Source organism: Haloferax sp. S1W (genome assembly GCF_044593955.1).
GTDB lineage: Archaea > Halobacteriota > Halobacteria > Halobacteriales > Haloferacaceae > Haloferax.
Window position 1 is genome coordinate 1,098,416 of the sequence record NZ_CP172595.1, and the last position, 12,809, is coordinate 1,111,224.

Annotated in this window: 11 protein-coding genes; 9 read left to right on the plus strand and 2 right to left on the minus strand. The window is 61.9% G+C overall.

Going from position 1 to position 12,809, the window contains the following annotated elements; genetic code table 11:
• Positions 1-4: 4 nt before the first annotated feature.
• Positions 5-913: a hypothetical protein gene (locus ACH9L7_RS05735; RefSeq protein ID WP_396612775.1), complete on the minus strand. Its 909-nt coding sequence runs from the start codon at positions 911-913 to the stop codon at positions 5-7.
• A 168-nt stretch (positions 914-1,081) separates the two neighbouring features.
• On the opposite strand from ACH9L7_RS05735, the gene ACH9L7_RS05740 reads away from it, so the two are divergent.
• From ACH9L7_RS05740 to ACH9L7_RS05765, 6 genes are all read left to right on the plus strand, one after another.
• A complete protein-coding gene (locus tag ACH9L7_RS05740; protein ID WP_396612776.1) occupies positions 1,082-1,807 on the plus strand; it encodes a 2-phosphosulfolactate phosphatase in 726 nt (241 codons plus the stop codon).
• Positions 1,804-2,574, plus strand: coding sequence for a sugar phosphate isomerase/epimerase family protein (locus tag ACH9L7_RS05745; protein ID WP_396612777.1), 771 nt, complete (start codon positions 1,804-1,806; stop codon positions 2,572-2,574). Before ACH9L7_RS05740 ends, ACH9L7_RS05745 begins: the two co-directional genes overlap by 4 nt.
• A 238-nt stretch (positions 2,575-2,812) precedes the next feature.
• Entirely contained in the window at positions 2,813-4,684 is a 1,872-nt protein-coding gene (locus tag ACH9L7_RS05750) for a right-handed parallel beta-helix repeat-containing protein (protein ID WP_396612778.1), read from the plus strand.
• A gap of 40 nt (positions 4,685-4,724) precedes the next feature.
• Complete coding sequence (locus tag ACH9L7_RS05755; protein WP_396612779.1) at positions 4,725-6,401, plus strand: methylmalonyl-CoA mutase; 1,677 nt, start codon at positions 4,725-4,727, stop codon at positions 6,399-6,401.
• A 265-nt stretch (positions 6,402-6,666) separates the two neighbouring features.
• Positions 6,667-6,951 carry a hypothetical protein gene (locus ACH9L7_RS05760; RefSeq protein ID WP_396612780.1) on the plus strand — a complete coding sequence of 95 codons (285 nt, stop codon included), beginning with the start codon at positions 6,667-6,669 and terminating at the stop codon, positions 6,949-6,951.
• A 239-nt stretch (positions 6,952-7,190) separates the two neighbouring features.
• Positions 7,191-8,153 carry a phosphotransferase family protein gene (locus tag ACH9L7_RS05765; RefSeq protein WP_396612781.1) on the plus strand — a complete coding sequence of 321 codons (963 nt, stop codon included), beginning with the start codon at positions 7,191-7,193 and terminating at the stop codon, positions 8,151-8,153.
• 15 nt (positions 8,154-8,168) lie between these two features.
• Here the strand turns inward: ACH9L7_RS05765 and ACH9L7_RS05770 are convergent, their stop codons facing one another.
• Complete coding sequence (locus ACH9L7_RS05770; RefSeq protein WP_396612782.1) at positions 8,169-8,489, minus strand: YbjQ family protein; 321 nt, start codon at positions 8,487-8,489, stop codon at positions 8,169-8,171.
• Between the two features lie 54 nt (positions 8,490-8,543).
• On the opposite strand from ACH9L7_RS05770, the gene mce reads away from it, so the two are divergent.
• The 3 genes from mce to ACH9L7_RS05785 all read left to right on the plus strand — a co-directional run bounded on the left by mce (position 8,544) and on the right by ACH9L7_RS05785 (position 12,692).
• The gene (gene mce, locus ACH9L7_RS05775; RefSeq protein WP_396612783.1) at positions 8,544-8,927 is read left to right on the plus strand and encodes a methylmalonyl-CoA epimerase; all 384 of its coding nucleotides are present in this window, start codon (positions 8,544-8,546) and stop codon (positions 8,925-8,927) included.
• 99 nt (positions 8,928-9,026) lie between these two features.
• On the plus strand, positions 9,027-10,946 hold the full coding sequence (menE, locus tag ACH9L7_RS05780; protein ID WP_396612784.1) for an o-succinylbenzoate--CoA ligase: 1,920 nt from the start codon (positions 9,027-9,029) through the stop codon (positions 10,944-10,946).
• An 87-nt stretch (positions 10,947-11,033) separates the two neighbouring features.
• Complete coding sequence (locus ACH9L7_RS05785; RefSeq protein ID WP_396612785.1) at positions 11,034-12,692, plus strand: long-chain fatty acid--CoA ligase; 1,659 nt, start codon at positions 11,034-11,036, stop codon at positions 12,690-12,692.
• Positions 12,693-12,809 lie beyond the last annotated feature (117 nt).

Consider the following 12,809-nt stretch of genomic DNA (forward strand, 5'->3'; position numbering starts at 1 on the left):
TCAACTATTTTCGGACCTGCGACTGCTGGTCCGTCGGTGCGGTGCTGTTGCGACCCCATGCGGCGACTACAAGGAGGAGAACGAACGCGGCGAGAAGCGAGATGAAGATACCAGCACCGCCGTCCTCTGCGGTCAATCCAACGAGTGCGCCGATATTCACGAGCGACTCCGTCTCCATCATGGGGAGACCGAGGAAGAAGCCCGCGGTGGCGAAGAAAAACGCCAGTAGCGACGCGCCAACGAGGACCACGATGTGTGCAAATCCAATCTCTGAGAGCATGTCCGCGTCGGACTGGGGTCGCGGATTAATGCCGAGCAATGGTTCGACCTTCCCGTACAACGAGGGGACGAGATACATCGTCGGAATGGCTCCGAAGATGAGACCAGTGATGATGGCCTCAGGGACCATGTCGATGAATTCGATGACAAAGACGCTCTGTGGGAGTCCAGAAACGGCTTCGAACTCTTCTGCCCCTACCCAGACCACACCGATATCGAGAAGCGTTGCTGGAATCTGTGACCCGATTTTCGCGAAGACGGCGGCCAAGAACACTTGGCGGTGATTCGTCAGGTCGTGGACCATCTGTGCGGCGACGTACACGAATGTGGTGACAAGTACAACCTCACTGAATTCGCCGAGGCCGCCGAACTCGCCGAGGAGGAACTCGGTGAACACGATTTCGCCGAGTGGGACGGCTAACGCAGCTTCGATGTAAGGAAACAGGAAGACTAACGCGAGCGGGAGGAAGATGAAACTCGAAATTCCGAGTTCGATTGGTCCGAGGCTCGGTTCTGGGATGAGCTCCGCGATGGTGTTCTCGAGTCCAGAGAGAGTGAGAACAAGGATGAACACCATCATCCGCTTGTTCGACGAGGCAGTCACGTTTGGTGTTAGCGAGTTTGTTATACTCATTGGCTATATCGGTATCCGAGAATTTCCAGACCGCTATAATAGAGACTTATAATTGAATAACAGAGAGGATTACACTGTTCCTGAGCGGTACAGAGAAATTATAAAATTATCGAATACTATATTATCCCAATAGTAACAGCTTACTTTAACAAACGGTGGCACAGTTTTATGCACGCTACCAGCGAGCAATCAGTCAGTGACCGCATTCTGCGGAGTCGCAGCGAAATCAGCGAACAGCCCCCAGCCGGTGATTACGTCGTCGTCGACGTGACACACTTCTCGACAACGGTGGCAGAGCTCCTCGGTAACGGTGCCGACTACGTGCATATCACGGACGAACGCGGCGACGAGTTCGATTTTCAGAAGCGAGTTCCGGATGCGCTCATCGGTGGCAGCAAAACCGACGAGTACGACCCGGAACCGGGGTATGATTTCTTCAACTCACCGAGCTACGTACAGCGACTCGATGTTGCTGGCAAACCGACTGCGATGACATCGAAAAACGGAGGGCGGGCGGTGACAACGCTCAAGAACCGTGGTGGCGACGGCGTCGAGGTATTCGTCGGTGGCTACACGAATGCGGAAGCCGTGGCCGAACACCTCCGGGGCCGCGACAGGCCCACGTTCATCGTCGCAGCGGGATCGGGTGGCGAGATGACAACTGACGACCTGCTCGGGGCGGTTCTCATCGACCGGCATCTCCGGGGCCAGCCACTCAGCCAATCGGAACACGCACATTTCGACGCACTCCTTCAAGCAGCGAAGGGACCGAGGTACAGGAAGAAAAACGAGATTCGGCAGGCGGACCTGCACGAATACGCTACAGCGATTAACTCTCGCGATGTCGTGCCGTGGCTCGATGGGGACAAGCTCGTCCGAGTTCAAGACCGATGAACGGGCGGTTCGGTGCCTCGATGGATATCCGGTTCGAACAGTCGTTCGAAGCGTTCGTCGAGTTTCTCACGGAACGAGGGCTATCGCATGTGGAGCTACGTCAGGGCTATCTCGACACTCACCCAAACCCGCCGTCACCCGCACGCGTTCGGAAGGTTGCAGCGGACCACGGCCTCACGGTCTCTTACCACGCGCCGCATCGTGACTGCAACCTTGCGAATCCGAACGAGACAGTGCGAAACGGTTCGGTAGCAGCGGTCAAAGAATCACTCTCTGCCGCAGCGGCGGCCGACGCGCACGCGGTTGTCGTCCACGGCGGGACGCTCCGTCCCTACTACCCGGAACGCGTCCGCGCGGCCAGTCGGGATGCCGCGGTTCGGTCGCTCCGCGAGTGCGCCCGGTTCGCTGCCGATGTCGGCGTCCCGCTCTGCGTGGAGAACCAGCGCGAAAAACCGGGAAAACACCGACTGACTGCTTATCCGGACCGTTTTTCGTCCCTCCTCGAAGATGTAGCGAAAGCGGCACCACGTCCAGCAGTCACGCTGGACGTTGGACACGCGAAGGCGACCGGGGTCGATGTCAGCGCGTTTCTCGATGCGCTCGGTGACGATGTCGTCGTCGCACACCTTCACGACAACGATGGCACCGAAGACGCTCACGATCCGCTCCCGGGGTATCGAGAGGTCGCTGACCGCATCGATGCCGAGTACAACGTCTTGGAGATGAAGTCGCTACGCGATATCGAGCGCTGTCTCTCCCCCCAGTAACTCATCGTCCACCAGACTAAGCGCCGACGTTCTGGGGGAGCGGGGTGCACTCTCTGATAGAGTACGCCCGCAGAACGAATCCAAACGGCGACAGCCACACGTAGTGGGCCTTGGTTCGGACGTAGCCGACTCCGGTACCGAGGCAGCCGACCACAACGACGCCGGCCAGAATCGAACTGCAGCGGTCGCCCACACGACTGTGGCAGGCGTTATCAGTCTGCACGCTCACGATTCCAATATGCACCCAAGCGACGACGCCAACGGGGGTCGGCGTCTCGCCGCTGATTCCGACGAGTGGCCGACCGGACTCTCGCGACGGGCGTATCTCAAGCTTGCGGCGGCAACCGGCGTCGCCGTCGGGACGAGTGGGTCGTTCTCGCAAGCGAACCCGCTGAGTCTCGTCCACGAAGCCACAACATACTGGTCGGGACCAGAGGACCGCCGTCCGTCGTCAGCACCCGTCGGCACGTGGTACTTCGCCACCGATACGAACCGACTATTCGTCTCGACCGGCGGCCGCTGGCACTGGCTCTCGCTTTCGACCCCGACGCTCGAAACCAAGCGACTACTCGGCATCGCCGACCGAATCGTCACGACGGCCAGCGAACTGGAGGCCGCGGTTACTAGTCTCTCGGCGGGAGAGACTATTGTTCTCGCCCCCGGAACCTATCGCACCTCGAAGTGGCTCCGTATCGACCGTGACAACGTAACTATCGTCGGCGCGGCACCGCAGGCTACGCTCGTAAAGCCCGCTGCTGGCGCGAACGTCGGCGGCTTCCACGTCGGAGCCACGCGCCGCGTCAACAACGTCCGAATCCGCGGTATCGGCTTCCACGGAAATCACTCGACGATGGACGACGAGGTGAAGCGTTGCCATGCCTTCCTCGTCGACGACGCGGAAACCGTCGCTATCGAGGACTGCTACGCGACCAAAACCCATCCCTATCACGAACACGACGCTGGCGGCAGCGGCTTTTGTGTCCGCGAGTCGGCGTCGAACGTCTCACTCGTCGGCAACCGAACCCACGATATCGGCGACCGGGGTATTCAGGTCGCGGGGACGGACGTTCTCGTCGCCAGAAACCAATTTACCGACGGCTTCGACCGATGTATCTCACTCGAGGTCCGCCAACCGGACGGTCGAAAGCGGTTCGCCGAGAGCGTCACGGTCGTGAACAACGTCGGACGAGGCACTTCGAACGGGTCAGTCGTGGGTGCCTCACAGGGACCGACCGACAAACCTGGACCGGGGAACGTCGCAATTATCGGTAACGTTGCGGCCGGAACGCACCGACGAACCGTGTATCTCGGCGTCGAGGCCCGGATGGAGAACGTTGCTATCGTCGGCAACGTGGGGAGACAGGCCGACTTCGACGAGCGGCGGTCGGGTATCTACGTCGCCGGACACGTCTCGAACCTCACCGTGACCGGAAACACGCTTTCGGACTACTCCCTCCACGGCATCGAACTCGTCGGGAGCGGGTCGGGCGTCGTCTGCGCCAACAACACCGTTTCCCGGCCGAGTCGGACGGGTGTTGTCGTTGCCATCGAGGATGCTGTGGTGACAGGGAACCGCATCTCGAAACCGGGAAGAGACGGCATCGTCGTCGACTCGACCGACGTAACTCTGCTCGGAAACGCGGTGAGCGCACCGGGTGGTATCGGCATCCACGTCACCGAGTCGGCCAGTCGGGTGTCAGCCATCGGAAACCGCACCCGAGGTGCGTCGCAGGCGGTCAGACTGGACGGAACGGAGTGTGTCGTCGCTGGGAGCGTCGCACCCGACGGAACGCTTTCGGAAGGCCCGGACGCGGACCGAAACACGTTGTTCGGGAATCTCTTGCAGTCTCAGACCGTCCGCGGTCAGCAGACGACAGTCGTCGACGGGGGCGAACGCCACACGGTCACTGTGGACGACGGGGACGCAGTAGTCGCCCTCGAGCGCCGGTACCAGCGAAAGCCAACATTGGACGTGTACTGCGACGACCCGATTCTCTGGTCGGCAGACTGGCTCAGAGACGACGGCGACTACGTCGGTGTCGCCCTCTCTGTCGTCGATTCCAACGAGACGCCCGTGTCGACTGTGGCGACAGTGAGGGTTCACACGTAACCCGCCTACGCTTAAGTCAGGGCAAACCTCATTTTCGACCATGTTTGACCCCGACGAACTCGAACAGATTCGGGAGGCGAAGTCCGAGTGGGAGGAGGAGACGCTGTCGCCGACGCTCGAACGATTCGGGGAGCGCGAGGAGGAGTTTACGACGGACACTGGGGGCAACACCGTCGACCGATTGTACACTCCTGCTGACGTGGACCTCGACTACCGTGAGGACCTCGGCTTCCCCGGCGAGAAACCCTACACACGCGGTGTCTATCCGACCATGCACCGCGGCCGCCTGTGGACCATGCGGCAGTACGCTGGCTTCGGGACGGCTGCCGAGACGAACGACCGCTTCCGCTATCTCATCGAAAACGGGTCGTCCGGCCTCTCTTTGGCCTTCGACCTGCCGACGCAGATGGGCTACGACTCCGACGCGACGATGGCCGCTGGCGAAGTCGGGAAATCTGGCGTCGCCATCGACAGCCTTCACGACATGGAGACGGTCTTCGGGGGCATCGACCTTGGCGAAGTTTCGACCTCGATGACCATCAACGCCCCCGCAGCGGTGCTCTTGGCGATGTACGTCGCCCTCGGCGACAAACAGGGCGTCCCCCGCGAGCAACTCCGCGGAACCATCCAAAACGACATCATGAAGGAGTACATCGCACGGAATCTCTACATCTATCCGCCCGAGCAGTCGATGCGACTCATCACGGATATCTTCGAGTTCTGTGCGGAGGAGACGCCGAAGTTCAACACCATCTCCATCTCCGGGTACCACATCCGCGAGGCCGGGTCCACCGCGGCACAGGAAGTCGCGTTCACCCTCGGCAACGGTATCCAGTACGTGCAGGCCGCAATCGATGCGGGGCTCGACGTGGACGACTTCGCGCCGCAGCTTTCGTTCTTCTTCAACGCGCACAACAACATCCTCGAAGAGGTGGCGAAGTTCCGCGCCGCCCGGCGGATGTGGGCGAAAATCATGGAAGAGCGCTTCGGCGCGGAGAACCCGAAGTCGATGCAACTGAAGTTCCACACCCAGACTGGCGGGTCGACGCTCACCGCCCAACAGGTCGAGAACAACGTCGTCCGCGTCGCCTATCAAGCGCTTGCGGCCGTTCTCGGTGGAACGCAGTCGCTGCACACCAACGGGAAAGACGAGGCGCTGTCGCTGCCGACCGAGCAGTCGGTCCGGACGGCGCTCCGAACCCAGCAGATTCTCGCTCACGAGTCGGGCGCGGCGGACACCATCGACCCGCTCGCGGGCAGTTACTACGTCGAGGCACTGACCGACGACATCGAAGACGAGGCGTTCGACCTGCTCGACGAAATCGACGAGCGCGGCGGCGCACTCGAAGCGCTGAAAAACCAGTGGATTCAGCGCGAGATTCAGGACGTCGCGTACGAGCGTCAACGCGAAATCGAGATGGGAGAGCGCGTCATCGTCGGTGTCAACGAGTACCAGGTCGACGAGGAACCGACCGTCGAAGTGCAGGAAGTCTCCGAAGAAGAAGAGCAAAAGCAGGTCGACGCGCTGAACGCAGTGAAAGAAGAGCGCGACTCCGAGGCTGTCGAAGCAGCCCTCGAAGACGTTCGTGCGGCCGCCAACAGTGACGAGAACCTCATGCCGCCTATCGTCGAGGCGGTCAAAGTCTACGCCACGGTCGGCGAGATTTGCGGCGTCCTCCGCGAAGAGTTCGGAGAGTACGAACCCGGAATGGCCTGACCGGTCGAAGCGTGTGACTCGCCAACCAGTCGCACAAATTACACTTTCACCCGGCTAAGAAAATTTATTATCCACCCTCGTGTGGCGAATAACGAGGATTTACGATGCCTCTTATTGGATTCTGACCCCCTCGTCACACGCCCGGCCGCTCCCGCGTTTTTCGTGGTCAACCCACAGCGGCGCACAGCCGCGCGGCCGATGCGTTGTGGGGCATCTCATACTCGAGAGCCCCCGGTATCGTATCCGACTGTCCCATCAAACACGAATGTCACGAAGACACCTCCACGACTCCCGCACAGACTCCGACTACCCGCCCACACACCACAAGCCCGCCCCGTCGTTCACGGTGCAGGCCATCATGCTGGCGCTCACCGTCGGCGTGTTCGTGGTCGTCAGCTACCCCGTGCTGTCGCTGGTCGCCGCGACCGCGGTTGTCGGCTTGATCGCCGTCGGCCGCCTCGTGACCCGTCGCGTCGAGCGCGACTCGGTGAACGTCCGCGTCCCCGGCCTGCCGGTTCAGGTCACGGTCGCCAGCACGGCCCGCGACTGAGCGCTCCCACCACACGCGACTAAACGTCTCCAGTCCCTCGTTCACGGCCCGTCTCGCGTTTCGGCCCGTCCCGCGTTTCAGTCCGCCACTCCGCTCGCGGTTCGGTTCCCGTACGCCTCGGCCCTCCACCGCGGTTCGCGGTCTGGTTCCCGCTGCGCTTCGGCTTTCCCTCCAACGGTCTTCCGACCAGAAACAGCCATTCAATACTTTTGTAACCTATCCACCAGAGAGTGACGCCAATGGACGACCGAATCGCGTCGGCGCTGAACCGGGCATTCCCCGACCGCGACATCGACAGCGTTGGTTCCGCCGGTATCTCGTGGAACGACAAGAACACCACGGTACGAGTGGAATTCGCCGATGGAGAGGCCGTCTACCTCAAGGTTGCGAGCGACGACGACGGGTCGCGAATCGCCCGCGAGTCGGCAGTTATCCCATACGTGGGTGAGCACACCGAGGTTCCCGTGCCAACGATTCTGTCGAGTGAGTCTGACGGGCCGGTTCCGTACATTGCGACTGCCCCAGTATCCGGTCCAATTCTCGTCGAACCATGGAGGGACGCCACCGATTCAGAACTCAAATCTCTCGCTTACGAATCCGGGGCGGCGCTCGCCCGCGTTCACGCACTGCGGTTCGACGACCACGGACGCATCACCGGCGGGAACGCGACCCATCTCGAACTGGAGACGGGGGCGTGGACTGACGTACTCGTCGGGACAATCGACTACACGCGAGAACTCGCGTCTGAGGACCGCTTCGACCACTACTTCGACGAGGTCGTTGCGGCGGTCGAGGAGAATCGGAGCCTCCTCGACGACGCTCCCGCAGCGTTGGTCCACGGCGACCTCGCACAGCCGAATTGCTTCCGACTCGGCGACCGAATCGGCTTTCTCGACTGGGAGATTTCCCACGTCGGCGACCCTGCCAGAGACCTCTATCGGGCGAAAAAACAACAGTTCAACGTGTTTCGAACCGACCCTCCCGAGTGGATGGTCGAGGCGTTCTTCGACGGGTATCGGTCGGTCGCGGGCGGCCTCCCCGACGGGTACGACGAGCGCCAACCCATCTACGAGGCCGTCTGGTTCCTCAGCGTACCGGGCTTTTTCGACAAATTCGTCGAGGACTACGACGAAGACCCCGTGGAGTTCGCCGCGTGGATGGAAGCCGAGATGGCCCGGTTGCTCGATAGAATCACGTCGTAGGCCACGACGGACGAGTTACTCTTCGGCGAGTTTGACCGCGGTCCCGTAGGCCAGAATCTCCGCTGCGCCCTGCGTGACCTCGGCGGTGACGTACCGAACACCAACGACGGCGTCAGCGCCCATCTCCTCGGCTTCGGCAAGCATCCGGTCTGTGGCCTCGTCGCGGGCGTCGGCCATGAGTCCGGTGTAGGACTTGAGTTCGCCGCCGACGATGTTCCGAAGTCCCTGTGTGATGTCGCGGCCGACGTTGCGGGCGCGAATGGTGTTCCCGCGGACTGCGCCCAGTGTTTCGGTTATCTCCTCGCCAGTGACTGTCTCGGTTGTAGTTACAATCATGACAGGTACATCGAATCGACTGGGTTTATCCGTTGTGCCCGTGCACGGTCCCCTATGCACTTCGACCACATCGGCATCGCCACGCCGGATGCCGCCGGGTTGGCAGCGTTGTTCGAAGAACTGTTCGACGCGCCAGTCGCCCACGAGGAGACGTTCGACGGGATGACCGTCGTGTTCCTCGAACTCGAAGACGGGTATTTCGAACTCCTCGAACCTCACGAAGGCGGCGCTATCTCGAAGTTCCTCGACAAGCAGGGGGCTGGTATCCACCACATCGCGCTGGAGACCGACGACATCGACGCCGCCTTGCAGACGGCACGTGATGCGGGTGTCGAACTCATCGACGAGGAACCGCGTCCGGGTGCGTGGGGACACGACGTTGCCTTCCTCCACCCCAAATCGACCGGCGGAGTGCTGGTGGAGTTCGTTTCCCATTAGTATCCGTGGTCGCCCTCCCTCACCTCGCTTCCGTTTCGTATCCTCGTCGGCCAACCCCGCAAGCCCGCCTTCGAGCGAACGACCCTCCCACGGTGAACGATGACGAAGGATTCGACGACAGACGACCGCGACGAGTCGGCGACAGCAGGTCTCAACCGACCGATGCGTGACTGGCTTTCGCACCGGGTCGCCGCGACGCCGGACCGCCGGGCGCTCATCCACGCACCGACAGGTGAGTCGCTGACGTTCAGAGAACTCGATACGCTCGTGACCGAGACAGCCGGACAACTGGCCGCCCTCGGCGTTCAGCAGGGCGACCACCTCGGGGTCATCCTCGAACCCGGAATCCAGTACGTCCGGTTGATTCACGCCGCGACCCGCCTCGGTGCCGTCCTCGTCCCGCTAAGCGAGCGATTGACCGCCACCGAAGTCGAGCGCAACGTCGACATCGCGGATGTCACGTCGCTCATCTGCGGGGAGAACACCGAGTCTGTGGCTGCCGAAGCAACCACCGACGTTCCAGTCGCGTCGGTGGACGAACCCCAGTGGGACGGTGTCGTCAACCTCTCGTCTATCGCCCCAAAGTCCATCACACCCGCCAGATGGGGCCTGTCACAGACGATGCTGTTGCTCTTTACCTCGGGCACGACGGGGACGCCGAAAGCGGTTCAACTTACCATGGGGAACTTGCTGGCGAACGCCGTCGCGTCGGCGTTCAGACTGGGACTGTCGCCCGACGACCGCTGGTTGGTTACGCTCTCGTTGCACCACATGGGCGGTATCGGGCCGGTTCTCCGAAGTCCCCTCTACGGGACGACGGTCGTCCTCCGCGAGGAGTTCGCCGCCGGTGGCGCGGCCGACGACATCGGAAAGTACGACGTGACGGGCGTCTCGCTGGTGCCGACGATGCTCACTCGAATGCTCGACAGTCGCGGGACGCTTTCGGACTCGCTTCGGGCCGTCTTGCTCGGCGGTGCACCCGCCAGCGACGAACTCATCGAACGCTGTCGAAACTACTCGGTTCCCGTCTACCCAACCTACGGGATGACCGAAACGGCGTCGCAAATCGCTACGGCCACGCCACGGGAGGCATTCGCCTCGATAGGGTCGGTCGGCCGACCGCTGTATTTCACCGACCTCTCGATTGTCGACGACGACGGCCACCTCGTCGAACCCGGCAGCGTCGGTGAGATTGTCGTCTCCGGACCGACTGTCACGCCGGGGTACTACCAGAACCCCGACGCAACCGTGGGGGCGTTCACCGACGAGGGCCTCAGAACTGGCGACATCGGTTATCGAGACCAGGACGGACTGCTGTACGTACTCAACAGAAAAGACGACCGCATCGTCACCGGCGGCGAGAACGTCGACCCCGGGGAAGTCGTCGAAGTACTCCGCCAGTACCCGGCCATCGACGACGCCGTCGTCCTCGGAATCCCGGACCCGGAGTGGGGGCAACGAGTCTCGGCACTCGTCGTTCCCACCGACCCGGATATCAGTATCGACAAAACCGCGCTCGAAGCGTTCTGCCGCGAGCACCTCGCGGGATTCAAGATTCCGCGTCTGGTCGAACCCGTGGAGGAACTCCCGCGGACCGTCTCGGGGACTATCGACCGCGAAGCGGTCCGCGAGCAACTCGAAGCGACCCGCCCCGTCGAGGAGGCAGAACCGGGGTGGAGCGGCGACGACACCCCGGAGACAGACGACGCAGATAGCGGGCGTGAAACCCAGAAGCGCGACGAAGAGTCGGCGGGCGAAGTCGCTGCCGACAACCCTGCGCCGGAATCGCCCCAGTCCGGCGAGACGCCGGATGACCGAGTTGACGACGACGGCAGTGATGGTGCCGACGACAAACCTGCCTCCGGCGGCGAAGCGGGCGTCACCAGCGAGGAAGAACGCACCGCTGACGAGGAGAATCACATCACCGACGAGGATGACCACACTCCTGCCGAGGATGACCACACCTCTGACGACGAGGACATAATCGACGACGCCGAGAACAGTACCGACGACGGCTAACGGGCGTCCCACTGCGGCTAATCGATAGCCAACGTCAACATTTCTCCTGTGCAAACAATCATTACAGTATGCACCATGGATACCACTATGGTAGGTGCTACCAATCAAACACTTCGTCCGTTTATGTGGCGTGCAGGCAAGCTCTTTCCCGACCGGGAAATCGTCTCTCGGACCGCCGAGGGACTAACACGATACACGTATTCGGAGTACGAAGGTCGCGTCGCGCAACTCGCGGGCGCACTCGCTGACGCCGGAATCGAACGTGGCGACCGGGTTGCGACGTTCTGTTGGAACCACAACCGGCACTTCGAGACGTACTTCGGCGTGCCGTCGATGGGCGCGCAACTCCACACTATCAACCCGCTTCTTCCCGACCACCACATCCAGTATATCGTCGAAAACGCCGAAGACCGAATCATCTTCGTCGACCCCTCGTTGGCACCCAAACTCGCCGGTGCGGTCGACGAGGACGCCTTCGCCTCGGTCGAGCAGTTCGTCGTGATGGCCTCTGAGGTTCCCGACACGGACCTCACCCCCGTAACCGACTACGAGTCGTTCATCGCCGACCAACCGACCGAGTACGACTGGCCGGACCTTCCGGAAGACCAGCCAGCGGGGATGTGTTACACCTCCGGAACCACCGGCAAGCCGAAAGGCGTCGAGTACTCCCAGCAGATGCTCTGGGCGCACACGATGGCGACGCTCCCCAAGTCTGCGCTCGATATTGGCTCCAGCGACGTTATCATGCCGGTCGTCCCGATGTTCCACGTCAACGCGTGGGGCCTGCCGTTCTCGACGACGGCCGCGGGGGCGAAACACGTCTATCCGGGACCGTCGCCGACGCCGGAAGACCTCGCGAAACTCATCGAAGAAGAAGGCGTGACGATGACGGCGGGCGTCCCGACGGTGTGGCTCGGCCTCCTCGAATACCTCGACGAGAACGACGCCGACATGTCCTCGCTCGAACGCATCATCATCGGCGGGTCGGCCGCGCCGAAGTCGGTCATCCGCCGCTTCGACGAGGAGTACGACGTGGACGTGCTGCACGCGTGGGGAATGACGGAGATGTCGCCCGTTGGTACCGTCGCCCACCTCAAACCCGGCATGGAGGACCTTCCTGCCGAAGCGCAATACGAAAAGCGCGCCAAACAGGGCTTGCTCGCACCGGGCCTCGAAATGCGTGTCGTCGACGACGACGGCAACGAAGTCCCGTGGAACGGCGAGGACTTCGGTGAGTTGTGGGTCCGCGGTCCGTGGGTCACGACGGAGTACTTCGAGCGCCCCGACGCGAACGAGCAGGACTTCGAAGGCAACTGGCTGAAGACCGGTGACGTGGTCACCGTCGACGAAGAGGGCTACGTGAAAATCGTCGACCGGGCGAAAGACGTTATCAAATCCGGCGGTGAGTGGATATCCTCGGTCGAACTCGAGAACACCATCATGGCTCACGACGACGTGGCCGAGGCAACAGTCGTCGGCGTCCCGCACGAGCGCTGGCAGGAACGCCCCGTGGCGTTTGTCGTCCCGGCCGCCGGGGTCACAGAAGACGAAGTCAAACGGGAAGTCGTCGAACTCGTCCGCAAGGAGTTCCCCAAGTGGTGGACGCCCGATGAAGTCGTCTTCATCGACGAGGTGCCGAAGACGGCGACCGGAAAGTTCGACAAGAAGGTCCTCCGCGACCAGTACGACGACGCCTCGCTCGTCGAAGGCAAGGCACCCGAGGAAGACGCACCGACTGACAACTGAACCCCTGTTACCACCCGACCGCCGGGGCGGCGTTCCGCTCGTTTTTTGACCGTTCGGAGTCCGAGCCAACAGTCTCCCGCACACCAAACAATAAATTTATTTGAAGTTTATACTGGT

Excerpts from the sequence above, each read along its gene's own strand:
- ACH9L7_RS05740 (WP_396612776.1), top strand. The coding sequence starts at position 1,082 with ATGCACGCTACCAGCGAGCAATCAGTCAGTGACCGCATTCTGCGGAGT.
- ACH9L7_RS05745 (WP_396612777.1), top strand. The coding sequence starts at position 1,804 with ATGAACGGGCGGTTCGGTGCCTCGATGGATATCCGGTTCGAACAGTCG.
- ACH9L7_RS05755 (WP_396612779.1), top strand. The coding sequence starts at position 4,725 with ATGTTTGACCCCGACGAACTCGAACAGATTCGGGAGGCGAAGTCCGAG.
- mce (WP_396612783.1), top strand. The coding sequence starts at position 8,544 with ATGCACTTCGACCACATCGGCATCGCCACGCCGGATGCCGCCGGGTTG.
- ACH9L7_RS05770 (WP_396612782.1), bottom strand. The coding sequence starts at position 8,489 with ATGATTGTAACTACAACCGAGACAGTCACTGGCGAGGAGATAACCGAA.
- ACH9L7_RS05785 (WP_396612785.1), top strand. The coding sequence starts at position 11,034 with ATGGTAGGTGCTACCAATCAAACACTTCGTCCGTTTATGTGGCGTGCA.
- ACH9L7_RS05765 (WP_396612781.1), top strand. The coding sequence starts at position 7,191 with ATGGACGACCGAATCGCGTCGGCGCTGAACCGGGCATTCCCCGACCGC.
- ACH9L7_RS05760 (WP_396612780.1), top strand. The coding sequence starts at position 6,667 with ATGTCACGAAGACACCTCCACGACTCCCGCACAGACTCCGACTACCCG.
- ACH9L7_RS05750 (WP_396612778.1), top strand. The coding sequence starts at position 2,813 with ATGCACCCAAGCGACGACGCCAACGGGGGTCGGCGTCTCGCCGCTGAT.
- menE (WP_396612784.1), top strand. The coding sequence starts at position 9,027 with ATGACGAAGGATTCGACGACAGACGACCGCGACGAGTCGGCGACAGCA.
- ACH9L7_RS05735 (WP_396612775.1), bottom strand. The coding sequence starts at position 913 with ATGAGTATAACAAACTCGCTAACACCAAACGTGACTGCCTCGTCGAAC.